Source organism: Streptomyces sp. NBC_01716, from assembly GCF_036248275.1.
GTDB lineage: Bacteria > Actinomycetota > Actinomycetes > Streptomycetales > Streptomycetaceae > Streptomyces.
On sequence record NZ_CP109181.1, the window covers coordinates 7654305 to 7680611 of the forward strand.

Sequence of the window (26307 nt, forward strand, 5' to 3'; positions counted from 1 at the left end):
GTGGCCGGGCGACAGCGGGACGTGTCCTTGAGCACAGCGGGTGCCGACGTGGGGCCGGCAGGGGGAGCCGGCGTCGTCCGGTCAGCCGGCGGATTCGCCCGCGTGCGGGCTCAGGGTGTCCGTGCCGACGAGAGCGAACAGCACGAGGCCGAGCACGATCCGGTAGATCACGAACGGCATGAAGCTCTTGGTGGTGATGAACTTCATGAACCAGGCGATAACGGCATATCCAACGACGAAAGCGATGATCGTCGCGAAAATCGTCGGCCCCCACGAGACGTGCCCCTCGCCGGCGTCCTTCAACTCGAACGCCCCCGAGGCCAGTACCGCCGGGATGGCGAGCAGGAACGAGTAACGCGCCGCCGCCTCACGGGTGTAGCCCATCAGCAGACCACCACTGATTGTCGCGCCCGAACGCGAGACGCCCGGAATCAGCGCCATGGCCTGGCAGAACCCGAAGATCAGACCGTCCCGGATGTTCAGTTCCTTCAGGGTCTTGCGCTCCTTGGCGGCGCGGTGCTTGCCGCCTGTCTCGTCGCGCGCCGCCAGCCGGTCCGCGATACCGAGGACGACACCCATCACGATCAACGTCGTCGCGATCAGCCGCAGATCACGGAACGGGCCCTCGATCTGGTCCTTGAACGTCACCCCGAGCACACCGATGGGGATCGATCCCACGATCACCAACCACCCCATCTGCGCGTCGTGGTCGGAGCGCATCGCCTTGTTCGTCAGCGAGCGGAACCAGGCCGAGACGATCCGGGCGATGTCCTTGCGGAAGTAGATGAGGACCGCCGCCTCCGTACCGATCTGCGTGATCGCGGTGAACGCGGCACCCGGATCGTGCCAGCCCGCGAACGCGGCGGTCAGCCGCAGATGCGCGCTGGAGGAGATGGGCAGGAACTCGGTCAGCCCCTGGACGAGCCCGAGGATGAGTGATTCGAACCATGACATTGGGTGCTACGCCATCCAAGAAAAGTTCGTGCACCGGCCGGTGTGAACACGGGGCAGTGGCGGGTTGCGGACTGAACAGTGGGCGCGCGGAATCGCTCGTCTGCGCGGGTGTATGGAGGTGCCACTCACGCGCCGGTCTGGGGCAGCGTAGCCGTTGATGATTATGAGACGGCGGCAACCCCCTGCCCAGGCGCGGGACGCACGGCGACGAGTGATGCACCGAGGGCGACACCTGGCGTGAAAATGAGGGCCGAGGAGAGGGCTTTGAGGGGGTCGCTAGGGGGCGCATAGGGGGGCAGTCAGGGGGCGTAAAGCAGAGAGGGCAAGGTCACACGGGTCCAACCTGATGGCTTGGATACGCCCTGCCCTAACATCTCGGCCATGACGCTCCTGCCCGACAGCGGGCTATCGCTGGCAGCTGAGTTCCCCGAGCCGACCCATGAGCAATGGCAGGGTCTGGTGGAGGGGGTACTCCGGAAAACCGGTCGGAACGTCTCGGGGACCGACGCCGAGGACGCACTCTCGACAACCATCGAGGACGGGCTGACCACCCGGCCCCTCTACACCGCCGCGGACGACCCCGGCGACGGCGGCCTGCCGGGCTTCGCGCCCTTCACCCGGGGCGGCACCCCCGGCGGAGCGGTGCCGAGCGGCTGGGACGTACGCCAGCGACACGCGCGGACCGACGCGGCGCGCACCAACGAAGCCGTGCTGGAAGACCTCGCCAACGGCACCACCTCGCTGTGGCTGGCCGTGGGAGAGACGGGCGTACCCGTCTCCGCGCTCGGCGACGCCCTCGACGGCGTCTATCTCGACCTCGCCCCCGTCGCGCTCGACGCGGGGGACGAATTCCCCGGCGCCGCCGCCGAGTTGCTGCGTCTCTACGACGAACGCGACGTCCCCCGGGACGAGGCGCGCGGCACCCTCGGCGCCGACCCGCTCGGCCGCCTCGCCCGCACCGGCGACGAGACCCCCGGCCTCCAGGACGCCGCTGCGGAACTCGCCCGGCTGTGCCACCGGGAGTACCCCGGACTGCGCGCCCTCGTCGTCGACGCCCTGCCCTACCACGAGGCCGGCGGCTCGGCCGCCCAGGAACTCGGCTGCTCGCTCGCCGCCGGCGTCGCCGCGCTGCGCGACCTCGACGCCGCCGGACTCTCCTTCGAAGCGGCCTGCGGCCAGCTGGAGTTCAGGTACGCGGCCACCGCCGACCAGTTCCTCACCATCGCCAAGCTGCGCGCCGCGCGCAGGCTGTGGGCCCGGGTCGCCGAGGTCGGCGGAGCGGGACCGGCCGGCGCCGCACAGCGCCAGCACGCCGTCACCTCCTCGGTGATGATGACCCGCCGCGACCCGTGGGTGAACATGCTCCGCACCACGGTCGCCTCGCTGGCCGCCGGGGTCGGCGGCGCCGACGCCGTGACCGTGCTGCCCTTCGACCACGCGCTCGGACTGCCGGACAGCTTCGCCCGGCGGATCGCCCGCAACACCTCGACGATCCTCATCGAGGAGTCCCACCTCGGCCGCGTCATCGATCCGGCGGGCGGCTCCTGGTACGTCGAGCGGCTCACCGACGACCTCGCGCACGCCGCCTGGGCCTGGTTCCAGGAGATCGAGCGGGCCGGCGGCCAGCGCGCCGCGCTGCGCGAAGGACTGGTCGCCGAACGCCTCGCCACGACGTGGGCGGCCCGCTCCGAGAAGCTGGCCCGCCGCCGCGAACCGGTCACCGGCGTCAGCGAGTTCCCGCAGCTCGCCGAGGTTCCCGTCGTACGCGACACACCGCCCCCCGCCCCGGCCGGCGGGCTCCCCACCGTCCACCGCGACGACGCCTTCGAGGCACTGCGCGCCCGCTCCGACGCGCACCTCGCGGCGACCGGCGCCCGCCCGCGCGTCCTGCTGGCCGCGCTCGGCCCCGCCGCCGCGCACACGGCGCGCGTGACCTTCGCGTCGAATCTCTTCCAGTCCGGCGGCATCGAACCGGTCCACGACCCGGTCACCGTCGACGCCACCACCGCGGCCGACGCCCTCACCGCCGCCGGCGCGACCATCGCCTGCCTCTGCTCCAGCGACCCGCTCTACGCCGAGCAGGCCGAAGAGACCGCCGAGGCACTGAAATCGGCCGGCGCCACCCGCGTGTACCTCGCGGGCCGCCCCGGCGAACAGCGAGAGACCTTCACCCGGGCCGGAGTCGACGAGTTCGTCGCCGCCGGCGACGACGCCGTCGCCGTACTCTCCGCCGCCCTCGACCACCTTGGAGTGGCGCGATGACCGTCCCCGACTTCACCGGCATCCACCTGGGGCCCGCCGCGGCCGCCGGCGGACACGAGGACCGCTGGCGCGCCGCCGTCAAGGAGAGCACCGGCAGGAGCGACGCCGACCTCGTCTGGAACACCCCCGAGGGCATCGACGTCAAACCGCTGTACACCCCGCAGGACCTCGCGGGTCTCGACTTCCTCGGGACGTACCCCGGTATCGCACCGTATCTGCGCGGCCCCTACCCGACGATGTACGTCAACCAGCCGTGGACGATCCGCCAGTACGCCGGATTCTCCACCGCCGAGGAGTCCAACGCCTTCTACCGGCGCAACCTCGCCGCCGGGCAGAAAGGCCTCTCCGTCGCCTTCGACCTGCCCACGCACCGCGGTTACGACAGCGACCACCCGCGCGTGACCGGGGACGTCGGCATGGCGGGCGTCGCCATCGACTCCATCTACGACATGCGCCAGCTCTTCGACGGCATCCCGCTCGACAGGATGACCGTCTCGATGACGATGAACGGCGCCGTCCTGCCCGTACTCGCGCTCTACATTGTCGCGGCCGAGGAACAGGGCGTACCGCCGGAGAAGCTGGCGGGGACCATCCAGAACGACATCCTCAAAGAGTTCATGGTCCGCAACACCTACATCTATCCGCCCGCACCCTCGATGCGGATCATCTCCGACATCTTCGCGTACACCTCGCAGAAGATGCCGCGCTACAACTCCATCTCCATCTCCGGCTACCACATCCAGGAAGCCGGCGCGACGGCCGACCTGGAGCTCGCCTACACCCTCGCCGACGGCGTCGAGTATCTGCGCGCCGGACTCGACGTGGGCCTCGACGTCGACGCGTTCGCGCCCAGGCTCTCCTTCTTCTGGGCCATCGGCATGAACTTCTTCATGGAGATCGCCAAACTGCGCGCCGCCCGGCTCCTCTGGGCCAGGCTCGTCAAGAAGTTCGACCCGAAGAACGCCAAGTCCCTGTCGCTGCGCACCCATTCACAGACCTCCGGCTGGTCGCTCACCGCGCAGGATGTCTTCAACAACGTCTCCCGCACCTGTGTCGAGGCCATGGCGGCCACCCAGGGCCACACCCAGTCGCTCCACACCAACGCGCTCGACGAGGCGCTCGCCCTGCCGACCGACTTCTCGGCGCGCATCGCCCGCAACACCCAACTGCTCCTCCAGCAGGAGTCGGGCACCTGCCGTGTCATCGACCCGTGGGGCGGCAGCGCGTACGTCGAGAAGCTGACGTACGACCTCGCGCGCCGCGCCTGGCAGCACATCGAGGAGGTCGAGGAGGCCGGCGGCATGGCACAGGCCATCGCGGCAGGCATCCCCAAGCTGCGCGTCGAGGAGGCCGCGGCCCGCACCCAGGCCAGGATCGACTCCGGCCGTCAGCCGGTCATCGGCGTCAACAAGTACCTCGTCGAGACCGACGAGCAGATCGATGTCCTCAAGGTCGACAACTCCTCCGTACGGACGCAGCAGATCGCCAAGCTGCGCCGGCTCCGCGACGAGCGCGACGAGGCCGTCTGCCAGGACGCGCTCCGCGCCCTCACCGGCGCGGCCGAGGCGGGGTCGACTCCGGGTCTCGACGGCAATCTGCTGGCCCTCGCCGTGAACGCGGCACGCGCCAAGGCCACCGTCGGTGAGATCTCGGACGCCCTGGAGAAGGCGTACGGGCGCCACTCCGGGCAGATCCGTACCATCTCCGGTGTGTACAGGAACGAGGCCGGCACGTCACCGGCGGTCGAGCGGACCCGGGTCGCCGTCGAGGAGTTCGAGGAGGCCGAGGGGCGCCGCCCGCGCATCCTGGTCGCCAAGATGGGGCAGGACGGCCACGACCGGGGCCAGAAGGTCATCGCCACCGCCTTCGCCGACCTAGGCTTCGACGTCGACGTCGGCCCGCTGTTCCAGACGCCCGGCGAGGTCGCGCGGCAGGCCGTCGAGGCCGACGTGCACATCGTCGGGGTGTCGTCGCTGGCCGCCGGACACCTCACGCTGGTGCCCGCCCTGCGCGAGGAACTCGCCAAGGAGGGCCGCGAGGACATCATGATCGTTGTGGGCGGTGTGATCCCGCCCGGCGACATCGACGAACTGCACCGCGCGGGCGCCGCGGCCGTCTTCCCGCCCGGCACGGTCATCCCCGACGCCGCGCAGGACCTGCTCACCACCCTGGCCGCCGCTCTCGGCCACGAGCGGTGAGCCGGTGCATCGCCGGAGCGGTAACACCATCGACATCGACGCCTACACCAAAGGCGTGCTCGACGGCTCCCGTTCGGCCGTCGCGCGCGCCATCACGCTGGTGGAGTCCACCAGGGCCGACCACCGGGAGCTCGCCCAGCGGCTCCTGACCGCGCTGCTGCCCTACTCCGGCACGGCGCGCAGGATCGGCATCAGCGGGGTGCCCGGCGTCGGCAAGTCCACCTTCATCGACGCCCTCGGCACCATGCTCACCGGCCTCGGGCACCGGGTCGCCGTCCTTGCCGTCGACCCGTCGTCCACCAGGACGGGCGGCTCGATCCTCGGCGACAAGACGCGTATGGAGCGCCTCGCCGTCGATCCGGCGGCCTTCGTCCGGCCGTCACCCACGGCCGGCACCCTCGGCGGTGTCGCGAAGGCGACCCGCGAGACGATCATCGTGATGGAGGCCGCGGGTTACGACGTGGTGCTCGTCGAGACCGTCGGCGTGGGCCAGTCGGAGACCGCCGTCGCGAACATGGTGGACTCTTTCCTGCTGTTGAGCCTCGCCCGCACCGGCGACCAGCTCCAGGGCATCAAGAAGGGCGTGCTGGAGCTCGCCGACCTCATCGCCGTCAACAAGGCGGACGGGCCGCACGAGCGGGACGCCAAGTCCGCCGCGCGCGAACTCGCGGGCGCGCTGCGCCTGATGCACCCGGTCGACGCGGCCTGGACGCCGCCGGTGCTGAGTTGCAGCGCCCGCGAGGGCACGGGACTCGACACCGTCTGGGAGCGACTGGAACAGCACAGGAAGGTCCTCGACACCAGCGGACGCCTCCAGGGCAAGCGGAGCGACCAGCAGGTCGACTGGACCTGGTCGATGGTCCGTGACCATCTGCTGGACCGGCTGCGGAGTCATCCGGGCGTACGATCCCTGACTCCGGCGCTCGAACAGGCCGTACGGGAGGGCACGTTGACCGCCACGCTGGCCGCCGAGCAAATCGTGGCGGCGCTGGAGCTGCCGGCGGACGCCGGGGGAGTCGCACGATGACGGCCGGACCTCCCGCAGGTCCTCCCAAGGAGGACGAGACCGTTCTCGTACGGCGAGAAGGGCGCGTCGGGCGGCTCACGCTCAACCGGCCGCGCGCGCTCAACGCCCTCACCCACGCCATGGTGTCGCGTATCGACGCCGCGCTCACCGCGTGGGAGGGCGACACGTCCGTACACGCGGTGGTCCTCGACGGCGCCGGGGAACGCGGGCTGTGCGCGGGCGGTGACATCCGGGCGATCCACGAGGACGCGCGTACGGGCGGCACGGCGTCGCCCGCCTTCTGGCGTGACGAATACCGCCTCAACGCCCGGATCGCGCGCCATGTGGGGCCGTACGTCGCGTTCATGGACGGCTTCGTGATGGGCGGTGGCGTCGGCGTGTCGGCGCACGGGAACGTCCGCGTCGTCACCGAACGCTCCAAGGTCGCCATGCCCGAGACCGGCATCGGTCTGGTGCCGGACGTCGGGGGTACGTATCTGCTCTCCCGGGCCCCCGGCGAACTGGGCACCCATCTCGCCCTCACCGGCGAGGCGGTGGGCGCGGCCGACGCCGTCCTGTGCGGGCTCGCGGACCACTTCGTCCCCTCCGGCCTGCTGCCCGCCCTGGCCGCCGAACTCGCCTCCACGGACGTGCCGGTGGCCGTACGGCGCCATGCGGCGACACCGCCCGAGGGCGAACTGGCCGCCGACCGCGAGTGGATCGACGCGTGTTACGCGGCGGACTCGGTGGAGGAGATCGTGGACCGGCTCTTCGGCAGCGGGCACCACGCGGCGAAGCAGGCGGCGGAGACCATCCTGACGAGGTCCCCCACCGCCCTGAAGGCGACTCTGGCGGCCCTGCGGGCGGCGCGGGAGCTCGGGACGCTGGAAGAGGTGCTGGACGTGGAGTACCGGGCCTCCTGCGCCGCGCTGCGGACGCCGGACCTGGTGGAGGGGATCAGGGCGCAGGTGATCGACAAGGACCGGACGCCGCGGTGGGTGCCCGGCGAGCTGGCACTGGTCACCGACGCGGACGTGGCCCGCTTCTCGGCGGTGCCGGCGGGCGGGGACCTGGGACTGGCGGGGCCGCGACTCGGCGCGTAGCCCCAGGCTTTCCCTCCTCCGGTGAGGCGATGAGGCCCGGCCTCACGACCGGGGTTTGTCCGCGAACACCCAGCGGTTGCCCTCCAGCGCGTCGTTCGGCTCGGGCAGCGGGCCGCGGCCATGGCGACGGGTGAAGTGGAACGGGGTGTGGACCGCCGTGGACCAGCCCTTGCCCACCAGATCCGCCGCGGAATCGGGCCGCGGCTCCCCGTCGAAGAGGCTGAGCAGGTCGATACCGATCTGGTCTCTCGTGGCGGTGTAGAGCGGGCTGTCGCGGTACGCCCCCAAGTCCTTCTCCAGCTTGACCTCGTACGCCAGAGCGCTTCCCCCGGCGCTCAGCCGGTCCACCGTGTCGATGAGATAGGTCTCGGCGGTGAGGGGCAGATAGAACAGCAGCCCCTCGGCCAGCCAGACGCTCGGTGCGGCCGGGTCGAAGCCGGCGGCGGTCAGCGCGCCGACCCAGTCGGCGCGCAGGTCCATCGGGATCGGCACGCGCGCCGCCCTCGGGGTGGCCGACAGCGCGCCGAGCACCTGGTGCTTGAACGCCAGGACGCCTTCCCTGTCGATCTCGTAGACCACGCAGTCGGCAGGCCAGTCGAGCCGGAAGGCCCGCGTGTCCAACCCCGCCCCGAGCAGGACGACTTGGCGGGCACCTCCCGCGTGCGCCGAGCGGAGCAGGAAATCGTCCAGGACCCGCGTCCGGAGGCCGAAGTAGCGCGCGAAGCGTCCCCACAGCGGGTTCGCGTCCCCGTCCGGCACGTGCCGGATGCGGACGGGCCAGCCCGCGGACGCGGGTGCGGCGCGCACGAAGTGCTCGGCGTAGGGGTCCTGCGCCAGGCTGTCGGGGCGGTGGGTCTCGATCGCCCGCGCGGCGGCGACCAGCAGAGCGGTCAGGCCGACACCCCCGTCCACGCCTTCGGTACTGGTGTTCTGATGCACGGTGCCGGTCATGCGTCCTCCGTTGGTACGGGTACGAGTTGGGACCCACGAGAAGCGAGCGGTGGCGAGGGACATCGCCACGCGTCCTACGGAATGAGAACGGGTTTGACCACGCGGCCCGCTTCGCAGTCGCGTTCGGCCTCGTTGATGTCGGCGAGCGGGTACGTACGGATCAACTGGTCGAAGGGGAACAGCCCGGCCTGCCAGAGCCCGGTCAGCCGCGGGATCAGCAGTCCGGGCACCGCGTCCCCCTCGCAGATGTGGGAGATTCCCCGGCCCCGGTCCAGCGTCCCCGGCTCCAGCGGCAGCGCGGTGTGAAGCCGTGCCACCAGGCCGAGTTGGCCCCTCGGGCGCAACGCCCTGAGCGCGTCGTTGATCAACCGGGCGGAGCCGGTCGTGTCCAGCGCGTACCGCGTGCCGCCGTCGGTCAGTCGCCGGAGACGGTCGGGCAGACCGGCCGACGCGGCGTCCAGCGGGACCGCGCCCAGCCGCTCGGCGACGGCCAGCCGTTCCGGCTGCCGGTCGACGGCCACGGTCACCGCCCCGGCGGCGGTGGCCGCCATCACCGCGGCCAGGCCCACCGCGCCCGCCCCGAAGACCGCGACCGTGTCACCGGGGCCGGCGCCGAAGGAGTTGATGACCGCTCCGGCGCCGGTGAGGAAGCCGCAGCCGAGCGGTCCGAGCAGTTCGACGGGCAGCGACGGATCGACCCGCACCGCGTTGCGGGCCGGGACCATCGCGTACTCGGCGAAGGAGGACTGGCCGAACCACCGGGGGGCCAGTTCGCCCCCGGCCGCGTCGGTGAACCGTGCCGCGTTCTCGGTGCGTCCTCCGAAGAGGTTGAGCGCGGCGAAGGAGTCGCAGTAGGCGGGGGCCGCGCCCGTACAACTCCGGCAGTGTCCACAGGAGTCGAAGCTCAGCACGACATGGTCGCCGGCGCTCAGACCGGTGGCCGGGCCACCCGTCTCCACCACCACCCCGGCCCCCTCATGGCCGAGCACCGCGGGCAGCGGTGAGCGGCCGGCCGAGCGACGGACCGCGAGATCGGTCCGGCACATCCCGCAGCCCGCGATCCTGACCAGGACCTCGCCGTCGGCCGGTCCCGAGTCCAGGATCACCTCCTCAAGGGCGAAAGGGTCTTCGTACGAGCGCAGGACGGCCGCGCCGAATCTCCTCCTCACGCCGCCCCCGGGCGGTGCACGACGAACGGGCTGAGATTTCCGTAGAGCCCCCATGGCCCGCCCGCGACGCCGACACCGCTGTCCTTGATGCCCGCGAAGGGCTGGGCGAGGGAGAGTTCCGCGTGGTGGTTGATCCAGGCGGTCCCGCACTCCAGCCGGTCGGCCACCGCCTCGGCGCGGTCGAGGTCGGTCCCCCAGACGGAGCCGCCAAGACCGAAGCCGGTGCCGTTGGCCGCCTCGACGGCTTCGGCGACGTCCCCGTACGGCAGCACCGGCAGGACCGGGCCGAACTGCTCCTCCGTCACCACAGGGCTGTCGGGCGGGACATCGGCCAGGATCGTCGGGGCGAAGAAGTAGCCGGGCCTGTCCAGCCGGTGGCCACCGGCCACGGCTCGGGCGCCCGCCGACACGGCCTGATCCACGCACCCTTCCACCCTGGCCAGTTGGGCCGCGTTGTTGACCGGCCCCAGCTGCGAGCCCGGATCGAGCCCGGCTCCCACGACGACGGCCCTGGCCTGCTGCGCGAGGGCGTCGACCACCCGCGAGTAGAGCCGGGCCGGGGCGTAGACCCGCTTGACCGCCATACAGACCTGCCCGCAGTTGCGGAACGCCGCCCAGAACAGCCGCTCCGCGATCCCCTCCACATCGACGTCGTCCAGCAGGACGGCGGCGTCGTTGCCGCCCAGCTCCAGGGTGACCCGCGCGAGCGAGGCCGCCGCGCCCTCCGCGACGGCCCGCCCGGTGCCGACCGAACCGGTGAAGGTCACATGACGGATCCCCGGGTGGGACGCGAGGCGGGCGCCGAGAGGCTCATGACCGGTGACGACCGTCAGTACGTCCTGCGGCAGGGCGCGGGAGACGACGGACCCCAGCAGCCGCGTGGCGAGGGGTGTGTACGGGGAGGGCTTGAGCACCATCGTGTTGCCCGCGGCGAGCGCCGGCGCGAACTTCGCCGACGCGAGCTGGAGGGGGAAGTTCCACGGAACGATCGCGGCGGTCGGCCCCAGCGGTCGCCAGCGGATCTCGCTGCGTACCGGCCGGCCGTCCGTGATCTTCTGGGGTGCGGGGACCAACTCGGCGAAGAAGCGCAGGCGCGCCGCCGTGCGGGCGATCTCCGCGTACGACTCGGCCAGGGGTTTGCCCTGTTCCCGGGTCAGCAGCGGAGCGAGGTCGACCCCGGCCGCCTCCACGGCATCGGCGGCCGTGAGCAACGCCCGGGAACGGGCGACGGGGTCGGACCGCCAGCCGCGCCAGGCCTCGTGAGCCCGCTCGACGACGGCGTCCAACTCCTCCGGCCGCTGGGCGGGAGCCTCGTCGAAGACCTCGCCCGTCGCCGGATCGAGGACGGCGAAGTGCGTGACCCCGGCCGCCTTCGCGTGACCGGGCCGACTGGTCGGCATACCGGCGGTCAGCTCGCGGCTGCGACGGTGGCCGCGTGTTCCTGGGCATGCCGGTCCATCTCTGCGCGGAAGGCGGCCACCAGATGCGGCTGGATCCTTCCGGTGGTGCGGTCACCTCCCTCGCAGACCGCACCGCGCACCCCCACGATGTCCGTGCCGATGCGCGTCAGCGTGGCGAGGTCGGCCGCCTTGACGCTGCCCGCGAGGGCGGCGAGCAGACCGGCCTCGTGGGACAGCCCGACGAACTCCGCGCAGACCTCGGGCGGTACGTGGTCGAACAACCGTGTCCCGTCCTTGACGGCGGTGTCGAGCATGGCCGCGTCGGAGCCGGACCGGCGGGCGATGTCGGGCAGCGAGAGCGGGTTGACGCAGCCGATCCGGTGGGCGTCGGCATAGCCGGATGCGACGACGAACGCGTCCGGCCGGTAGTCCTTCACGGCCCGGACGACCCCGCGCATCACATCGGTGGCCTGTTCGGGCGTCGTGCATCCGTAGAGGCCGACCTTGATGTACGTGGCCCCGGAGACGACCGCGCCGAGCGCCGCCTGGGCGACCGTGCCGGGCTTGTACGGCACGTCCCCCACCGTCGCGGACAGCGGCTTGTCCGCCGGGACCGCGTCCCGGATCTCCCTGATGACCCAGGGGAAGTTCGCGCCGAGCGAGCCCTCGGCGGGTCTCTTGACGTCGACGATGTCGAGGTGCCGCGCCGCCTTCGCGCAGTCGATGGCCTCTTCGACACCGTCAGGAGAGATGAGAAGCAACAACGTGGATTCCTTCCACCGCATGTCCACCTGCCGAGGGGCAGGTATGCGGAGTCGTCTGGATCACGTGCGGTTCGCTCATCATTTCCGGGTGCCCATGATTCCCGGCAGGGCGCGCGGAGTGCCGAACGGGTCACTGCCCTCCCCCGCTCACGCCCCCGGCGTGCCCCCGGCTACGCCATCGCCGCGAACGACAGGCCCTAGGGCGTGTTTGAGAAGTCCCGTCTGGCCCACGACGCCTGGCACGCGCGCTCGCTGCGTTGTCGGAGTCATCCAAGTACGTCCAGTACGAGGATGATCCTCCGCCTTGCGATCGCACGCACCAGACGCCGTGGGCCCCGCCCGATGGGCGGACGACGCTACTTCTAAAACACGCCCTAGGCGACCGGCTCCGGTACGCGGTCCGCCGGGTCCTCCGTAGGAGGCTGGGGCGTCGGGGCGGGGCGCAGGCGGTGGCGTTTGCGCCAGGCGACCACCGCCGCCGCGGCCCCCGTCAGCACGATGAACCCCATCGAGACCAGGAACGCCGGCGATGTCGGCGACCCCGCCTCGCTTCCCGCGACCACATACGCCGCGGTGTTCGGGATCGTCCCGAGAGCCGTCGCCAGCAGATACGGCCCCCAGCGCATCCGCGATATCGCCGCACAGTAGTTGGCGGCCTGGAACGGCACCCCGGGGAACAGCCGGATCACCATCATCGAGCGGAAGCCGTGCTTGCTCAACTGCCCGTCAGCCGCCGTCAGCAAGCGGCCCCGCAGCAGCGGACGCAGCGCCTCCTGACCGAGGAAACGGCCGAGCCCGAACGCGATCGCCCCGCCCAGCACCGTGCCCGCCATCGCCGCCGGGAGGCCCAACTGCGAACCGAACAGTGCGCCCGCCGCGAGATTCAGCAGCGGGCGCGGTACGAAGGCCGCCGTGCACAGCCCGTACGCGACGGAGAACAGCGCCCACGCGGCGGCGCCGCTCAGCTCCGGCCAGCCGGCCGCGACGAGCTTCTGCGGCTCGTAGACCAGCACCGCGGCCCCCGCGCACGCCAGCACGAGAACCAGGAGAGAGAGTCTGGACCAGGGTGAGAGCAGCACCCTCGCACAGCGGACCGTGAGGCCGGCGGACGACCTGTCGACAGGGTCGAGCATGCCCGGAGACTAACCGACGACGAGTTGTGATCGTCGTCAAGGGCCCCGAGACAAGCGCCACTCGGGACCGTCCCGTCCCCTCCGGGGACGTACGCCGCCCGCCGCGCGTTGTCGGTGGCGCCGCATAGCCTGCACGTCATGACCCTCGTACCGCCGCCCAGCGCGCTCGCCGACACCGTTCTCGAACGGCTCACCGTCGGCTACGCGGCAGCCGCCGATCCGGTACAGGCCGAGCGGTCCGCCGCGTATCTCAAGGACATCGCCCCCTTCATCGGCATCCCCGCCCCCGAACGCCGCGCGCTGTCACGGCAGGTGCTCGACTCGCTGCCGCGTCCCGACGAGACGGACTGCGTGGCGATCGCGCTGCGCTGCTGGGAGTTGCCCGAGCGGGAGTACCAGTACTTCGCGGTCGACTACCTCCGCAGACACGTCCGGCGTCTGTCCTCCGGCTTCCTCCCCGTCGTACGGCACCTGGTCTCCACGGTCCCCTGGTGGGACACGGTGGACGCCCTCGCCGCGCATCTCGCGGGCGGGCTGGTCGCCGCCGACCACGCGCTGGCGACCGAGATGGACGCCTGGATCGAGGACGAGAACCTGTGGATCGCGCGCACCGCGCTGCTGCACCAGCTCACCTACAAGCAGGCCACCGACACCGAGCGGCTGTTCGGCTACTGCCTCCGGCAGTCCGGGCACCCCGACTTCTTCATCCGCAAGGCGATCGGCTGGTGCCTGCGCGAGTACGCCAAGACGGACCCGGCCGCCGTCCGCCACTTCGTGGCGGGCGCCGGCGACCGGCTCGCCCCGCTCTCCGTACGTGAAGCCCTGAAGAACCTCTGAAGAACTTCCGAGCCGGGGCGGTTGGGGAGCGGCGCGGAAAACCTGTCGACGGCCCGCCGCAGGTCGGACATCATCAACGACATGTTCCGGTACGCCTTCCACGCAGCGTCGTCCGCGGTCGCGGACGCGCCGAAGGCTGCCGCATTCCTCGCGGCGAACGCCGAAGCAGCGGCAGCAGAGGCCGCGGCGGCGCCCATCGACGGCGCCCGAAGCTGACCCTTCCCGGATCGTCCGGCGACCCCACAGGGGGAGGGTCGGCAAGGCCCCGGGGTCACTGGACGCTTCGAGTTCCTGGAAGGAACACCTCAGCCATGCCCAAGACGGCATACGTGCGGACCAAGCCGCACCTGAACATCGGCACCATGGGCCACGTCGACCACGGCAAGACCACTCTGACCGCGGCCATCACCAAGGTCCTCAGCGAGCGCGGGACCGGCGCGTACGTGCCGTTCGACCGGATCGACCGGGCCCCGGAGGAGGCGGCGCGCGGCATCACCATCAACATCTCGCACGTCGAGTACGAGACGGACACCCGGCACTACGCGCACGTCGACATGCCCGGTCACGCCGACTACATCAAGAACATGGTCACCGGCGCCGCCCAGCTCGACGGCGCGATCCTCGTCGTGTCCGCGCTCGACGGGATCATGCCGCAGACCTCCGAGCACGTACTGCTCGCCCGCCAGGTCGGTGTCGACCACATCGTCGTCGCCCTCAACAAGGCCGACGCGGGCGACGACGAGCTGACCGACCTGGTCGAGCTCGAAGTACGCGAACTGCTCAGTGCGCACGGGTACGGCGGGGAGAGCGTCCCCGTCGTCCGGGTCTCCGGGCTCCGGGCGCTGGAGGGCGACCCGCGCTGGACCGAGGCCGTGGTGGCGCTGCTGGACGCGGTCGACACCTACGTACCGATCCCCGTCAGGTACACCGAAGCGCCGTTCCTGCTCCCGGTGGAGAACGTCCTGACGATCACCGGGCGCGGCACGGTCGTCACCGGGGCCGTCGAGCGCGGCACGGTACGCGTGGGGGACCGGATCGAGGTGCTCGGCGCCGAGTCCGGGCCCCAGCTCAGCACGGTCACCTCGCTGGAGACCTTCGGGAAGCCGATGGAGTCCGCCGAGGCCGGCGACAACGTCGCGCTGCTGCTGCGCGGCATGCCGCGCGACGCGATCCGCCGGGGCCATGTGGTGGCCGCGCCGGACAGTGTCGTCCCGAGCAGGCGCTTCACCGCGCAGGTGTACGTCCTGTCGGCGCGCGAGGGCGGGCGTACGACGCCGATCACGACGGGCTACCGGCCGCAGTTCTACATCCGTACGGCGGACGTGGTCGGCGACATCGACCTCGGCGAGCTCGCCGCCGCGCGGCCCGGTGACACGGTCGTCCTCACCGTGGAGCTGGGCAGGGACGTGCCACTGGAGTCCGGGCTCGGCTTCGCGATCCGCGAGGGCGGACGCACGGTCGGCGCGGGCACGGTGACCGAGCTGATCTGACCGCGGCTCCGGCCGGACCGGCCGGGCCCGTCCCTCCGTCACGGGGAGGAGACGGGCCCGGTCGGTTCCGTACGGCGCGGCACGCACAATGGGACGGTGAACGAAGCCATCCCCGTCATCCGGACCGTCGACCACGGCACCGCGCGGCTGCTGCCGGACGTGGACCGCGAACGGGCGTGGCTGCTGACGGTCGACGGCGCGCCCCAGTCGTACGTCGACCTGGACGAGCCGACCCATCTCGAATTCGAGTACACCCGGCGCCTCGGGCACGTCGTCGACCGCGCGGCCGACGAGGGCGCCCCGCTGACCGTGCTCCATCTCGGCGGCGGGGCCCTCACCCTGCCCCGCTACGTGCACGCCACCCGGCCCGGTTCGGCGCAGGACGTGGTCGACGCCGACGGCGCCCTTCTCGCCCTGGTCGCCGAGGAGTTGCCGCTCCCGGACGGCTCCGGGATCACGGTGCACGACGCCGACGCCCGCGCCTGGCTCGCCTCGGCACCGGCCGGCTCGGTTGATCTGCTCGTCGCCGATGTCTTCGGCGGCTCACGGGTGCCCGCCCATCTGACGTCCGTGGAGTACGCGCGCCTCGCCGAGCGGGCGCTACGGGCCGACGGCCTCTACGCGGCCAACCTCGCCGACGGCGCGCCTTTCACCTTTCTGGCGTCCCAACTGGCCACCTTCGCCTCGGTGTTCGAGGAGCTGGCACTCATCGCCGAACCGTCCGTACTGCGCGGACGCCGGTTCGGCAACGCCGTACTCCTCGCCTCGCACGCGCCGATCGACACGGCGGCCCTGGCCCGCCGCACCGCGTCCGACGCCTTTCCCGCGCGCGTCGAACACGGCGCTGCGCTACGGCGGTTCACCGGAGCCGCGCCGGTCGTGCGGGACGCCGAAGCGGTGGCGTCGCCCGAGCCGCCCGAGGGCGCGTTCAGCATCGGCTGAGCCCCGCGCGTGTGCGCGGGGCTCGGTGCCGGGTGCCGGGTGCCGTACAGGACCGCGGACAGCGCCTGGGGCGTGCCTACTTGGCCAGCCGGACCGTGCTCATGATCTTCATCAGCGTGTCGTCCGGGATCTCGTCGGGCACGCCCTTGGCGCCGTACAGGACCCAGGTCGTGAAGTCGCCCTTGGCGTTGGTGAAGGTGAAGGCGATCGACTTGCCGTCGGTGTCGCACTTCTCCTTCTTGGGAAGCCCCGAACTCGCGGCCGTCGAGTAGTGCCCCTTGAGTCCGGCCTTGGTCGTGTACGCCTTGGACTTCTTGACCTCGATCGCCTTCTGCTGCTCCGCCTTGGTGGCCTCCTGGGCGTACGCGGCCCAGACCCAGCTGCCCGACTCGTTGCTGGCGGCGGTCGCCGTGTCCTTGGCGCCCTTGCCACCCTTGGTGCCGGTACCGCCGAGGCTCACGTCCTCCATTGAGCCGTCCTTGTCGGTGTCCTGCTCGCACCACTTGGACTTCAGGAAAGCGGGAGCGGAGAAGGTGATCACGGGCGAGCCGTCACCCTTCTCGACGTCCTCGAAGCCCGAGAACACGTCGGGCTTCTCGACCACCCAGTCGGCGGGGACGTCGAACTGCGTCCCGTGGTTGGGGTTGGTGACGACCTTCCAGCCCGCGATCATGGGCTCCTCGACGTCCGACCCGTCGCGCGGGTTGTCCGGGGCCGACGGCTTCGCCTTCGGCTTCTCCGACGTCGACGCCTTGGGGTCCTCGGCGACGTTCGAGCTCTTGTCGTCGCCCTGCATCACGAAGAAGCCCGTGGCCGCCGCCGCCACGACGACCGCCGACGCGGCGATGATCGCGACCGTCTTGGTGCGCTTCTTGTCCTGCGAGGGATCGGGACCGCCGGGACCGCCGGGACCGCCCGGGACCGCGTACTGCGGCACGGTCGGCTGCTGGTACGGATTGGGCTGCTGAGGTCCCGGCTGCGGCGGGTAGCCCGGCTGCTGCTGATAATCAGGCTGCTGATATCCCGGCTGTTGGTAGGGATTCGGCTGCTGGTACCCCGGCTGCTGGTACGGGTTCGAATTCGGATCCTGCGGGTTTTGCTCGCCCCCGGGCGGCTGCTGTCCTGGCCACATGGCGAGTAACGATAGAGGGGTCGTGCCCGCACTGCTACGGCCGCCCTGTCGCAGGATGGCAACTGAGGCTACCCGTGGGTAATATCGCGCCGCATGAGTTCTGATGAGATGACCGTCGGCGAGATGCTCGCCGCCACCGTGCCCATGGCGAAGACGCTCAACATGGAGTTCCTCGAAACCACCGCCGAGCGCGCCGTCGTACGGCTGCCGGACCAGCCCCCCTTCCACAACCATGTGGGCGGCCCGCACGCCGGCGCGATGTTCACACTCGGCGACACCGTCAGCGGCGCCGTCGTGCTCGCCGCCTTCGGCGACCAGCTCACCCGCGCCGTTCCGCTCGTCGTCAAGGCGGAGATCAGCTACAAGAAGCTCGCCAAGGGCGTCGTCACGGCGACGGCAACCGTGGACCGGCCGGTGGCGGAGGTCGTCGCCGAACTCGACGAGGGTGGGCGCCCCGAGATACCCGTCACCGTCGTCTTCAACCGGGAGGACGGCGCGGTCACCGGTGAGATGACCATTCTCTGGACGCTGCGTCTCCACACCTGACGGGACCGGGGCCGAGGGCCGGGGCCGGTCATCGGGGTGTGCGGAGCACAGGTAGGCTGCCCGGCGAGCGCCTGGAAGGCGCTCGCCGGGCAGCGGCACATTCCGACCGCGCTCATCCCGCAGCGGCACATCCGACACGGAAGGAACCGGTCTTGCACGTCCAGGAGTGGCTGGAGACCGTACCCGCGATCAGCGTCTACATCCTGGTCGGCGTCGTGATCGGGCTCGAAAGCCTCGGCATCCCGCTGCCGGGCGAGATCGTCCTCGTCAGCTCGGCGCTGCTGGCCTCGCAGCACGGTGACATCAACCCGTACATCCTCGGCGCGTGCGCGACCGCCGGCGCGATCATCGGTGACTCGATCGGCTACGCCATCGGCCGCAGGGGCGGCCGTCCCCTGCTCGCGTGGCTGGGGAGGAAGTTCCCGAGCCACTTCGGCGAGCCGCAGATCGCCCTGGCCGAGCGGTCGTTCCAGAAGTGGGGCATGTGGGCCGTCTTCTTCGGCCGCTTCGTCGCACTGCTGCGGATCTTCGCCGGGCCGCTCGCGGGTGTGCTGCGCATGCCGTACTGGAAGTTCCTCATCGCCAACGTCCTGGGCGGGATCCTCTGGGCCGGTGGCACGACCGCCGTCATCTACTCGGTGGGTGTCGTCGCCGAGGCGTGGCTGAAGCGCTTCTCCTGGCTGGGCCTCGTACTCGCCGTGCTCATCGGCATCACCTCGATGCTCGTCATCAAGAACCGGGCCAAGAAGGCCTCGGCGCAGGCCGCCGCGCAGCCCTCGGCCAAGGACGGGCCCGGCACGCTCGACCCGGAGCCCGTACCCGCCGCCGACTGACGGCCACTGACTGACAGCCGACCGACGGCCGGGCCGTCAGCCCTCGTGCGCCGCCCGATGGCGCTCGGCCAGCTCCAGATAGACCGCCGCGTTGAGCTTGATGCCCTCGCGCTCCTCGTCGGTCAGCTCCCGCTTCACCTTCGCGGGCACTCCGGCCACCAGAGAACCCGGCGGTACGCGCATGCCCTTCGGTACGAGCGCCTGGGCCGCGACCAGTGAACCGGCCCCGATGTACGCCCCGTTGAGCACGGCCGCGCCCATGCCGACCAGTACGTCGTCCTCCACGGTGCAGCCGTGCAGGACCGCGTTGTGACCCACCGAGACACGCGCGCCGAGCGTGACGGGGGAGCCGATGTCGACATGCACGGTGCAGTTGTCCTGGATGTTGGTGTCGGCCCCGATGACGATCGGGCCGCCGTCGGCCCGCAGCACCGTGTGGTACCAGACACTCGAACCGGGCGCCATGGTGACCTCGCCCAGCACCACGGCCGTCGGCGCCACGAACGCCGTCGGATCGATCGCGGGCTCCGTGCCGCCCACACCCGCGATCAGTGGCCGCTCCGTCATGCCGTCTCCTCCGCCTTCGGCCAGGACGTGCCTTGTCCGAACCGACAGGCGATCAATAACCTGGTGCAAGTTGAATGTTGCCGTCGCTTTGACCGAGGGAGCTCCATGCCCACCGCACAGCAGGTCCCCGACATTCTATCGGCGGAGTTCGCGGAGGATCCGTACCCCGCCTACCGCCAGATGCGCGAGAGCGCGCCGCTGATCTGGCACGAGGCCACCAACAGCTACCTCATATCACGGTACGAGGACGTGGAACGGGCCTTCAAGGACAAGGCGTCGGCGTTCACCACCGAGAACTACCACTGGCAGATCGAGCCCGTGCACGGGAAGACGATCCTCCAGCTGAGCGGCCGCGAGCACGCCGTACGCCGCGCCCTCGTCGCCCCCGCCTTCCGGGGCAGCGACCTGGAGGAGAAGTTCCTGCCGGTCATCGAGAACAACGCCCGCCGGCTCATCGACACCTTCCGGCACACCGGAAGCGTCGACCTGGTGGACGCCTTCGCCACCCGCTTCCCCGTCAATGTCATCGCCGAGATGCTGGGGCTCGACCAGGCCGACCACGCGCGGTTCCACGGCTGGTACACCACCGTCATCGCCTTCCTCGGCAATCTCGCCGGCGATCCCGAGGTGGCCGCCGCGGGTGAACGGACCCGGATCGAGTTCGCCGAGTACATGATCCCGATCATCCAGGCCCGCAGGGAGAAGCTGGGTGACGACCTGCTGTCCACGCTGTGCGCCGCCGAGGTCGACGGAGTGCGGATGAGCGACGAGGACATCAAGGCGTTCTGCAGCCTCCTGCTCGCGGCGGGCGGCGAGACCACCGACAAGGCCATCGCCTCGATCTTCGCGAATCTACTCGCTCACCCGGAACAGCTCGCCGCCGTACGGGAGGACCGGAGCCTGATAGACCGGGCGTTCGCCGAGACTCTGCGATATACACCGCCGGTGCAAATGATCATGCGGCAGACCGCCGAGGAGGTCACGCTCAGCGGCGGCACCGTACCCGCCGGCGCCACTGTTACCTGCCTCATAGGCGCCGCCAACAGGGACGGTGACCGCTACGCCGAGCCGGACACCTTCAACATCTTCCGGGACGACCTGACCACGACGACCGCGTTCTCGGCCGCCGCCGACCACTTGGCGTTCGCGCTCGGGCGGCACTTCTGCGTCGGCGCGCTGCTGGCCAAGGCCGAGGTACGGGCAGGAGTGGGGCAACTGCTCGACGCCATGCCCGGATTGCGGCTGGCGGAGGGGTTCGACCCCGTGGAGCAGGGGGTGTTCACACGGGGCCCGCGGTCACTGCCGGTGGAGTTCACCCCTGCCGAGAGCTGACCTCACCGCGCGTTCGCCGGAAGAGCCCAGCGGCGCCCGTCCGGCGAACGGGACCGGCGCCGACGCTCACCGCGCGACCGGCGTGAACTCCACCGGCAGCGCCGTCAGACCGCGCATCCAGATCGACGGACGCCACCTCAACTCGTCCGGCTCCACCGCCAGTACAACATCCGGCAGCCGCTCCAGCAGCGTCTCGACCGCCGTACGGGCGATGACGTCGGCCAGCAGCGGCGCCGGATACGGACACCGGTGCTCGCCGTTGCCGAAGGACAGATGCGCCGAGTTCTCGGCGCCGATATGACCCTCAGGCCAGATCTGCGGATCGGTGTTGGCCGCCGCGAGCCCCAGGACCAGACAGTCGCCCGCCTTGATGTGCCGGCCGCCCAACTGCGTGTCGCGGACAGCCCACCGGCCGATGAAATTCTGAGTCGGAGTGTCCAGCCACAGCACCTCGTTGAGTGCCTGCCCGACACTCAGCCGCCCGCCCGACACGTTGAGCGCGAACCGGTCGTCGGTCAGCAGCAGACGCAGCGTGTTGCAGATCCAGTTGGCCGTCGGCTGCTGCGCCGCCGCGATCACGGAGATCAGATCCTGCACGATCTCCTCGTCCGTCAGACCCGCAGGATGCCCCAGCATCCGTGAGGTGACGTCGGAGCCCGGCCGGTCGCGCTTGTCCCGCACCAACCGCTGGATCCGTTCCTGTACCCGTACGTACGCCGAGACCGGGTCGTCGCCCTCCGCCGCGTCCAGCGACACACGAAGATCGCGTACGAGCTCCTCGGTGTCGGCGCTGCCCGCAGGCACGCCGCACATCTGGACGGCGGCCCGCATCGGGAGCGCGTGGGCGTAGGCGGCCATCAGTTCGGCGTTCCCGGTGCCCGCGAACGCGTCGATCAACTGCTCGGCGATCTGCCGGCAGTTGTGAGCGAGTTCGAACTGGTCGACCGCTTCGAGGGCCTCGGTGATGACGCCGGCCCGCCGCTGGTGCTCGGTGCCCTCGGTGAACAGCACGGACGGCTGGTAGCCGACGAACGGCAGCAGAGGCCAGTCGGCGGGGATCGCCGCCCACTGGTTCCAGCGGCGCGAGTCCCTGGCGAACAGTTCGTCATGGCTGGTGACATAGCTGACCTCGGAGTAGCCGAGGACCAGCCACGCCGGGACGCCACCGTCCAGCAAGACGGGGGCGATCGGGCCGTGATCACGGCGCAGGCTGCGGTACAGCTGCGACGGAGTCTGCTGGTATTCGAGACCGCTCAGCGGCACCGAGTCGGGATGCGCGGCGGGGCAGCCGGGCGGCGGCTGTGCCTGCGGGGGCGCGCCCGGTGCGTCAAGGGCCTCGGTATCGAGGGTGTGTGGATCGGTCATGGCGTCAACTCCCGTTCCATCGCCAGTTCGTAGAGGTGGTCGACGAGGGCGATCAGGACGTTCTTGCCGGACGAGCGGACCCGCGCGTCGCAGTCGATCAGCGGGACGTGCTCGGGCAACGACAGCGCCTGCCGGATCTCGTCCAGCGAGAACGCGGAGACGTCGTTGTCGAAACGGTTGACCGCGACCACGAACGGCGTCTTGTGATGCTCCAGCCGGTCGATCGCGTACCAGGAGTCGCTCATCCGCCGGGTGTCGACCAGGACGACCGCGCCCAGGGTGCCCGAGAAGAGCCGGTCCCACAGGAACCAGAACCGCTCCTGGCCGGGTGCGCCGAACAGATAGAGCACCATCTGGTCGCTGAGGCTGATCCGGCCGAAATCGAAGGCGACCGTCGTCGTGGTCTTCGTGGTGAGTCCGTCGGTCTCGTCGACACCGATGCCGGCCTGTGTCATCAGCTCCTCGGTGTTGAGCGGACGGATCTCACTCACCGACCGGACGAGGGTCGTCTTGCCGACCCCGAAACCACCCACGATCACGATCTTCAGTCCGGTCTCGGCGGCGTCGGACAGCGGGGTTCGGGCGGGCAGCTCAGAGGTTACGGAGTCCATGGAGCACCTCCTTCAAAAGGGCCGGGTCGGGAAGGGCGGAGGCGGACCGCGCCGCGCGCGGATGGCGGGCGGTGATCCGGCCCGTCGCCTGGAGGTCGCCGAGCAGGATCCGTACGACGGTCACCGGCAGTCTCAGCTCGGCCGAGATCTCCACGACCGCCGTCGGGTGCTGGCACAGTTCGAGAATCGCCCGGTGCTCCGACTGCGTTCCCTGGGTCGGCGCACACTCGCTGACGATCAGTGTGACCAGGTCGAACGCGTCGTGATCGGCACGGCTGCGGCCACCGGTGACCGTGTACAGCCGGTCGGGATCCCCGGTGTCGACGGGCTTGCGGGTCATGACGGGGCGGCCTCGGGGGACACCGGGCTCCGGGGTTCGGCCCTCAGATGCTCGCCGATCTGGTCGACCAGCTCGGTCATCTGGTGGCCCACCCCGCCCGGGTCCGCGCCGTCCTCGGCGACGACGGCGAGATGCGCGCCGTCGCCGGCCGACACGATGAACAGCAGACCGCCGTGGAACTCTGTCATCGAGTGGCGTACGCCGCCGGCGCCATTGCCGAACTCGACAGAGGCGCCCTGCGCGAGCGCCTGGATGCCGGAGCAGATCGCCGCGAGCTGGTCGGCCTGGTCGAGCGTGAGATGGCGGCTCCAGCAGAGCTTGAGCCCGTCGCGGGAGAGCACCAATGCGTGCCGGGTGCCCGGAGTGCGCTCCAGCAGGCTCTCCAGGAGCCAGGTCAGGCTGTTGTCGGTCGTTGGCATGGGTTGCGTGGGGCGGGATCCGCCGGGGGGCGGATCACCGGCCCGTGCCTCCAATCTCACGTCGTTCACGTTCGCTGACAGGGGTGGGCGCCGGCTGTTCCCGTACCTCCGGCGCCGTACGGGACGAAAAGCACCGTCAGGAGGTGTCGCCGGCCTTCGGCTCAGGCTCCTCGGAGGCGTCGTTCACAGGAAGCTGGGAGCGGTGGAAGGCGCCGAACTGTGATCCGGCGTCGCGGCCGGGCTGCGTGGCCCCGGGCGCCGCGCCCTTCCGAGGGCGTCCGATGTCGCCCGTGGATGTCCTGTCGCGGTCGGCCGCCGCCATGGTGCGTCCGGGGGGCCGTACGGGCAGTCCGCCCGGCGTCGCCACTCTGGGGCCGCCGGGCGGCGGGGTGGGCGACGGCAGCACCGTGGGCAGCGGCACCGACGGGGGTGTGACGGTCGGCTCGGTGACCGTGACCGCCGGGACGGGCGCGGCGTGCCGGCCCCGCGGGTCGGACGCGGCGCTCGGCCGCTGGGCGAGGATCTGCGGCGGGAAGAGCACGACGACGCCGGTGCCGCCACGTGAGGAGGGGCGGAAGTTGACGCTCAGGTGGTACTTGGCCGCGAGTCGTCCCACGACGGCCAGGCCCAGGCGGGTGCCCTGGAGGGACGCGAGGTCGTTGGCGCGTCCCGACACCGACTCCTCGGCGCGCCGCATCGCGGCGTCGGCCATCTTCAGGCCGCTGTCCTCGATGGTCACCACGATGCCCGCGGAGCGCTCCTCGACGTAGACGTGGACCTCGTCGATCGGCGGGGAGAAGTTCGCGGCGTTGTCCATCAGTTCGGCCAGCAGATGCATCACGCCCTCGGCGGCGAATCCGGCGACGGCCGCGGTGCTCGAGCAGTGGAGCCGTACGCGCTGATACGCCGCGATCCGGCCGACGGCGCCGCGCAGGATGCTCTCCATGCCGATCGGCTTGTTCCAGGCGCGGCTCGCCCGGCCGCCCATCAGCAGCGCGAGCCGGTCGGTCATCAGGCCGAGCTGCGAGGTGTTGTGATCGAGCTTCAGGAGATCACCGAAGACCTCCTCGCCGTGACGTTCCTGCATCTCGCGCAGGTCGGCGAGCATGCTCACGGCCTTGGCCTGCACCCGGCTCAGGGCCTTGGCGCTGGCCGCCTGGGCGGCCGAGCCGCGCCGCTCGCTGATGGCGAAGTCCCGTACGACCGCGTCGGCCAGGACCCGGAGCCGGGGATCGGACGGCCGCTTCAGATCGGCCAGTACGGCGTCGGCGCCCCGGCCCTCGCGCAGGCCGCCGAGCGCGGTGGGCAACGTCACCGTCGACAGGAGGTCCAGATCGTCGGCGATCAGGCCGAGCTCGGTCACCGCCGTCTCGTGGTCGGCGATCGCGGCGGCGGCGCGGTGCTCGCCGAGCGCCACCTCGTCGGCGAATGCCCGCAGGAATCGCTGGAGTTGAGGGTCGGACGGCGGAGGAACGGCGGCGAGCGTCTCCTCGGCGCTCGCCCCCTCGCGGAGCCGATTGACCACGGTGGGGAGTGTGACGTTCACCAGATGGGCCGACTCGGCGCTGTTCCTCGCCAGTTGTGCGTGGAGCGCCTGGATCTCGGCGCCGGCCTTCGCCGATCCGCGGCGGTGTCGGCGCAGCGTCAGCACGGCGCCGACGACGACGGAGGCGAGGACCACCCAGGCGACGACGAGCGTCGTCACCGCCCAACCGCGTGCGCCTGCCGGGGCGGTCGCGGCGGCGCCTCCGGCCGCCACTGCGGCCAGGAGCAGCAGGGCGGGCGGCCCGGCGAGCGACAGGCGGCGCGTTTTGGCTATGCGATGGGGGCTCGGTGTGACGGGCACTGACATTCCGCGGTTCCCTCGGTATTCGAGTGCGGGAGGGGGAACAGACCAGCCGATCGGCGCACGTCGGCCATGGTGGGAGGCGCCAGTCACCGACTGGAACGGTGATGACTGTAACAGTGATTTTCCGGGCTCTGCGTGGCGTTCACGCTAGTTGCACACGGTGGAAGGACCACCCCCGGGCGGCGCCCACCAAAGAGGGAATACTCCGCGAACTCGCCCTGGTGGAAGCCGAGTCGTGGTGATATGCGCGCGAGGGGGCGCTCGGGGGGAACGCGCGGGGAGGGGCAGCGGAGCCGTGGGGTGAACGTCACAGCAGGGGGCGCCGCCCCGCCCCCACCCCGCCGATACCGTGGGCGGGTGTCCAAGAGCCGAAACCCGTTCTCCTCGCTGAGCGCCTGGCGCCGCCGGCTTGTCTCGCGCGCCGTCCAGGGCGGCTGGCGGTGGGTCCAGGAGGCAGGTGCGGTCAGCGCGGAGCATCCGGGCCGGCTGCGCTTCCGCCGGATCGGTACCGGGACGCGGCTCGCCTTCCCGCAGGGCACCGTCTTCGGTGAGGCGTGGATCGAGCTGGGCGACCACTGCGTCATAGGTGAACACGTCACCCTGACCGCGGGAATGATGCCCGGCCTCGATCTGGGCGCTGAGCCGATCCTGCGGTTCGGCGACGGTGTCGTCCTCGGCCGTGGCAGCCATGTCATCGCCGACACGGCGGTGACCATAGGCTCGGACACCTACTGCGGCCCGTACGTCTACATCACGTCGACCAACCACAGTTATGACGATCCGCGGGTGCCCGTCGGCAAGCAGTGGCCCCGCACGGAACCGGTCTCCGTGGGGCCGGGCTGCTGGCTGGGCACCGGCGCGGTGATCCTTCCGGGGGCACGGCTGGGGCGCAACGTGGTGGTCGCGGCGGGAGCGGTCGTACGGGGTGAGGTGCCCGACCACTGCGTGGTGGCGGGGGCGCCGGCGCGGGTCGTACGGAGCTGGGACGAGGAGCGGGGGTGGCAGCCGCCCTTGCGTACGCCCGCGCCCGTACCGATCCCGGAGGGCGTCACTCCGGAGCAACTGCTGGCGCTGTCCGAGCTGGATCCTGACCGGTCCTGACCG

At 71.0% G+C, this 26307-nt stretch carries 25 protein-coding genes; 12 read left to right on the forward strand and 13 right to left on the reverse strand.

The features are described 5' to 3' along the window. Nucleotides 1-81 precede the first annotated feature (81 nt). Nucleotides 82-954 (reverse strand): undecaprenyl-diphosphate phosphatase, encoded by an 873-nt coding sequence (locus tag OIE74_RS34230; RefSeq protein WP_329390676.1) that lies wholly within the window; start codon nucleotides 952-954, stop codon nucleotides 82-84. A 381-nt stretch (nucleotides 955-1335) separates the two neighbouring features. On the opposite strand from OIE74_RS34230, the gene OIE74_RS34235 reads away from it, so the two are divergent. Genes OIE74_RS34235 through OIE74_RS34250 form a run of 4 tightly spaced genes read left to right on the forward strand, consistent with a single transcriptional unit; the run spans nucleotide 1336 to nucleotide 7523 of the window. Further along, nucleotides 1336-3216, forward strand: coding sequence for a methylmalonyl-CoA mutase family protein (locus OIE74_RS34235; RefSeq protein WP_329390678.1), 1881 nt, complete (start codon nucleotides 1336-1338; stop codon nucleotides 3214-3216). After that, the gene (gene scpA / locus OIE74_RS34240) at nucleotides 3213-5414 is read left to right on the forward strand and encodes a methylmalonyl-CoA mutase (RefSeq protein ID WP_329390680.1); all 2202 of its coding nucleotides are present in this window, start codon (nucleotides 3213-3215) and stop codon (nucleotides 5412-5414) included. Before OIE74_RS34235 ends, scpA begins: the two co-directional genes overlap by 4 nt. A 4-nt stretch (nucleotides 5415-5418) precedes the next feature. Further along, nucleotides 5419-6441: a methylmalonyl Co-A mutase-associated GTPase MeaB gene (gene meaB, locus OIE74_RS34245; RefSeq protein WP_329390681.1), complete on the forward strand. Its 1023-nt coding sequence runs from the start codon at nucleotides 5419-5421 to the stop codon at nucleotides 6439-6441. Further along, nucleotides 6438-7523 (forward strand): enoyl-CoA hydratase/isomerase family protein, encoded by a 1086-nt coding sequence (locus OIE74_RS34250; protein WP_329390683.1) that lies wholly within the window; start codon nucleotides 6438-6440, stop codon nucleotides 7521-7523. The genes meaB and OIE74_RS34250 overlap by 4 nt, the downstream gene beginning before the upstream one ends. Before the next feature lie 42 nt (nucleotides 7524-7565). Here the strand turns inward: OIE74_RS34250 and OIE74_RS34255 are convergent, their stop codons facing one another. From OIE74_RS34255 to OIE74_RS34275, 5 genes are all read right to left on the reverse strand, one after another. After that, nucleotides 7566-8474 carry a class I SAM-dependent methyltransferase gene (locus OIE74_RS34255; RefSeq protein ID WP_329390685.1) on the reverse strand — a complete coding sequence of 303 codons (909 nt, stop codon included), beginning with the start codon at nucleotides 8472-8474 and terminating at the stop codon, nucleotides 7566-7568. Nucleotides 8475-8548: 74 nt separating this feature from the next. Continuing rightward, complete coding sequence (locus tag OIE74_RS34260) at nucleotides 8549-9643, reverse strand: NAD(P)-dependent alcohol dehydrogenase (protein WP_329390687.1); 1095 nt, start codon at nucleotides 9641-9643, stop codon at nucleotides 8549-8551. Further along, a complete protein-coding gene (locus tag OIE74_RS34265; RefSeq protein ID WP_329390689.1) occupies nucleotides 9640-11043 on the reverse strand; it encodes an aldehyde dehydrogenase family protein in 1404 nt (467 codons plus the stop codon). The genes OIE74_RS34260 and OIE74_RS34265 overlap by 4 nt, the downstream gene beginning before the upstream one ends. An 8-nt stretch (nucleotides 11044-11051) precedes the next feature. After that, nucleotides 11052-11828 carry a (5-formylfuran-3-yl)methyl phosphate synthase gene (locus OIE74_RS34270; protein ID WP_329390691.1) on the reverse strand — a complete coding sequence of 259 codons (777 nt, stop codon included), beginning with the start codon at nucleotides 11826-11828 and terminating at the stop codon, nucleotides 11052-11054. Between the two features lie 353 nt (nucleotides 11829-12181). Beyond that, complete coding sequence (locus OIE74_RS34275; protein WP_329390693.1) at nucleotides 12182-12940, reverse strand: TVP38/TMEM64 family protein; 759 nt, start codon at nucleotides 12938-12940, stop codon at nucleotides 12182-12184. Nucleotides 12941-13078: 138 nt separating this feature from the next. Here OIE74_RS34275 and OIE74_RS34280 point away from each other — a divergent pair, with 138 nt between their 5' ends. The 4 genes from OIE74_RS34280 to OIE74_RS34295 all read left to right on the forward strand — a co-directional run bounded on the left by OIE74_RS34280 (nucleotide 13079) and on the right by OIE74_RS34295 (nucleotide 16209). Continuing rightward, entirely contained in the window at nucleotides 13079-13777 is a 699-nt protein-coding gene (locus OIE74_RS34280) for a DNA alkylation repair protein (RefSeq protein WP_329390695.1), read from the forward strand. Nucleotides 13778-13858: 81 nt separating this feature from the next. Further along, nucleotides 13859-13993 carry a hypothetical protein gene (locus tag OIE74_RS34285; protein WP_329390697.1) on the forward strand — a complete coding sequence of 45 codons (135 nt, stop codon included), beginning with the start codon at nucleotides 13859-13861 and terminating at the stop codon, nucleotides 13991-13993. A gap of 95 nt (nucleotides 13994-14088) precedes the next feature. Beyond that, on the forward strand, nucleotides 14089-15267 hold the full coding sequence (gene tuf, locus OIE74_RS34290; RefSeq protein WP_329390698.1) for an elongation factor Tu: 1179 nt from the start codon (nucleotides 14089-14091) through the stop codon (nucleotides 15265-15267). Nucleotides 15268-15363: 96 nt separating this feature from the next. Next, nucleotides 15364-16209: a spermidine synthase gene (locus OIE74_RS34295; protein ID WP_329390701.1), complete on the forward strand. Its 846-nt coding sequence runs from the start codon at nucleotides 15364-15366 to the stop codon at nucleotides 16207-16209. A gap of 76 nt (nucleotides 16210-16285) precedes the next feature. Here the strand turns inward: OIE74_RS34295 and OIE74_RS34300 are convergent, their stop codons facing one another. Further along, the gene (locus OIE74_RS34300; RefSeq protein WP_329390703.1) at nucleotides 16286-17341 is read right to left on the reverse strand and encodes a hypothetical protein; all 1056 of its coding nucleotides are present in this window, start codon (nucleotides 17339-17341) and stop codon (nucleotides 16286-16288) included. 93 nt (nucleotides 17342-17434) lie between these two features. On the opposite strand from OIE74_RS34300, the gene OIE74_RS34305 reads away from it, so the two are divergent. Next, entirely contained in the window at nucleotides 17435-17887 is a 453-nt protein-coding gene (locus OIE74_RS34305; protein WP_329390705.1) for a DUF4442 domain-containing protein, read from the forward strand. Between the two features lie 152 nt (nucleotides 17888-18039). Beyond that, nucleotides 18040-18720, forward strand: coding sequence for a DedA family protein (locus OIE74_RS34310; protein WP_329390707.1), 681 nt, complete (start codon nucleotides 18040-18042; stop codon nucleotides 18718-18720). Between the two features lie 36 nt (nucleotides 18721-18756). Here the strand turns inward: OIE74_RS34310 and OIE74_RS34315 are convergent, their stop codons facing one another. Continuing rightward, nucleotides 18757-19287: a gamma carbonic anhydrase family protein gene (locus OIE74_RS34315; protein ID WP_329390709.1), complete on the reverse strand. Its 531-nt coding sequence runs from the start codon at nucleotides 19285-19287 to the stop codon at nucleotides 18757-18759. Between the two features lie 105 nt (nucleotides 19288-19392). Between OIE74_RS34315 and OIE74_RS34320 the strand changes: the two genes are divergently transcribed. Then, the gene (locus OIE74_RS34320; RefSeq protein ID WP_329390711.1) at nucleotides 19393-20619 is read left to right on the forward strand and encodes a cytochrome P450; all 1227 of its coding nucleotides are present in this window, start codon (nucleotides 19393-19395) and stop codon (nucleotides 20617-20619) included. A gap of 66 nt (nucleotides 20620-20685) precedes the next feature. Here the strand turns inward: OIE74_RS34320 and OIE74_RS34325 are convergent, their stop codons facing one another. The 5 genes from OIE74_RS34325 to OIE74_RS34345 all read right to left on the reverse strand — a co-directional run bounded on the left by OIE74_RS34325 (nucleotide 20686) and on the right by OIE74_RS34345 (nucleotide 25206). Beyond that, the gene (locus tag OIE74_RS34325; protein WP_329390713.1) at nucleotides 20686-21984 is read right to left on the reverse strand and encodes a cytochrome P450; all 1299 of its coding nucleotides are present in this window, start codon (nucleotides 21982-21984) and stop codon (nucleotides 20686-20688) included. Next, complete coding sequence (locus tag OIE74_RS34330; RefSeq protein ID WP_329390715.1) at nucleotides 21981-22595, reverse strand: GTP-binding protein; 615 nt, start codon at nucleotides 22593-22595, stop codon at nucleotides 21981-21983. The genes OIE74_RS34325 and OIE74_RS34330 overlap by 4 nt, the downstream gene beginning before the upstream one ends. Beyond that, nucleotides 22576-22935, reverse strand: coding sequence for a DUF742 domain-containing protein (locus OIE74_RS34335; RefSeq protein WP_329390717.1), 360 nt, complete (start codon nucleotides 22933-22935; stop codon nucleotides 22576-22578). The genes OIE74_RS34330 and OIE74_RS34335 overlap by 20 nt, the downstream gene beginning before the upstream one ends. Further along, the gene (locus OIE74_RS34340) at nucleotides 22932-23354 is read right to left on the reverse strand and encodes a roadblock/LC7 domain-containing protein (protein WP_329390719.1); all 423 of its coding nucleotides are present in this window, start codon (nucleotides 23352-23354) and stop codon (nucleotides 22932-22934) included. The genes OIE74_RS34335 and OIE74_RS34340 overlap by 4 nt, the downstream gene beginning before the upstream one ends. Before the next feature lie 136 nt (nucleotides 23355-23490). Further along, on the reverse strand, nucleotides 23491-25206 hold the full coding sequence (locus OIE74_RS34345; RefSeq protein ID WP_329390721.1) for a sensor histidine kinase: 1716 nt from the start codon (nucleotides 25204-25206) through the stop codon (nucleotides 23491-23493). A gap of 354 nt (nucleotides 25207-25560) precedes the next feature. Between OIE74_RS34345 and OIE74_RS34350 the strand changes: the two genes are divergently transcribed. Beyond that, complete coding sequence (locus OIE74_RS34350; RefSeq protein ID WP_329390723.1) at nucleotides 25561-26304, forward strand: acyltransferase; 744 nt, start codon at nucleotides 25561-25563, stop codon at nucleotides 26302-26304. Nucleotides 26305-26307 lie beyond the last annotated feature (3 nt).

Bases quoted from the DNA above. Each gene is read 5' to 3' on its own strand.
- OIE74_RS34230 (WP_329390676.1), bottom strand. From the start codon at position 954: ATGTCATGGTTCGAATCACTCATCCTCGGGCTCGTCCAGGGGCTGACC.
- OIE74_RS34235 (WP_329390678.1), top strand. From the start codon at position 1,336: ATGACGCTCCTGCCCGACAGCGGGCTATCGCTGGCAGCTGAGTTCCCC.
- scpA (WP_329390680.1), top strand. From the start codon at position 3,213: ATGACCGTCCCCGACTTCACCGGCATCCACCTGGGGCCCGCCGCGGCC.
- OIE74_RS34250 (WP_329390683.1), top strand. From the start codon at position 6,438: ATGACGGCCGGACCTCCCGCAGGTCCTCCCAAGGAGGACGAGACCGTT.
- OIE74_RS34255 (WP_329390685.1), bottom strand. From the start codon at position 8,474: ATGACCGGCACCGTGCATCAGAACACCAGTACCGAAGGCGTGGACGGG.
- OIE74_RS34265 (WP_329390689.1), bottom strand. From the start codon at position 11,043: ATGCCGACCAGTCGGCCCGGTCACGCGAAGGCGGCCGGGGTCACGCAC.
- OIE74_RS34270 (WP_329390691.1), bottom strand. From the start codon at position 11,828: ATGCGGTGGAAGGAATCCACGTTGTTGCTTCTCATCTCTCCTGACGGT.
- OIE74_RS34275 (WP_329390693.1), bottom strand. From the start codon at position 12,940: ATGCTCGACCCTGTCGACAGGTCGTCCGCCGGCCTCACGGTCCGCTGT.
- OIE74_RS34280 (WP_329390695.1), top strand. From the start codon at position 13,079: ATGACCCTCGTACCGCCGCCCAGCGCGCTCGCCGACACCGTTCTCGAA.
- OIE74_RS34285 (WP_329390697.1), top strand. From the start codon at position 13,859: ATGTTCCGGTACGCCTTCCACGCAGCGTCGTCCGCGGTCGCGGACGCG.
- tuf (WP_329390698.1), top strand. From the start codon at position 14,089: ATGCCCAAGACGGCATACGTGCGGACCAAGCCGCACCTGAACATCGGC.
- OIE74_RS34300 (WP_329390703.1), bottom strand. From the start codon at position 17,341: ATGTGGCCAGGACAGCAGCCGCCCGGGGGCGAGCAAAACCCGCAGGAT.
- OIE74_RS34305 (WP_329390705.1), top strand. From the start codon at position 17,435: ATGAGTTCTGATGAGATGACCGTCGGCGAGATGCTCGCCGCCACCGTG.
- OIE74_RS34315 (WP_329390709.1), bottom strand. From the start codon at position 19,287: ATGACGGAGCGGCCACTGATCGCGGGTGTGGGCGGCACGGAGCCCGCG.
- OIE74_RS34320 (WP_329390711.1), top strand. From the start codon at position 19,393: ATGCCCACCGCACAGCAGGTCCCCGACATTCTATCGGCGGAGTTCGCG.
- OIE74_RS34325 (WP_329390713.1), bottom strand. From the start codon at position 21,984: ATGACCGATCCACACACCCTCGATACCGAGGCCCTTGACGCACCGGGC.
- OIE74_RS34330 (WP_329390715.1), bottom strand. From the start codon at position 22,595: ATGGACTCCGTAACCTCTGAGCTGCCCGCCCGAACCCCGCTGTCCGAC.
- OIE74_RS34335 (WP_329390717.1), bottom strand. From the start codon at position 22,935: ATGACCCGCAAGCCCGTCGACACCGGGGATCCCGACCGGCTGTACACG.
- OIE74_RS34340 (WP_329390719.1), bottom strand. From the start codon at position 23,354: ATGCCAACGACCGACAACAGCCTGACCTGGCTCCTGGAGAGCCTGCTG.
- OIE74_RS34345 (WP_329390721.1), bottom strand. From the start codon at position 25,206: ATGTCAGTGCCCGTCACACCGAGCCCCCATCGCATAGCCAAAACGCGC.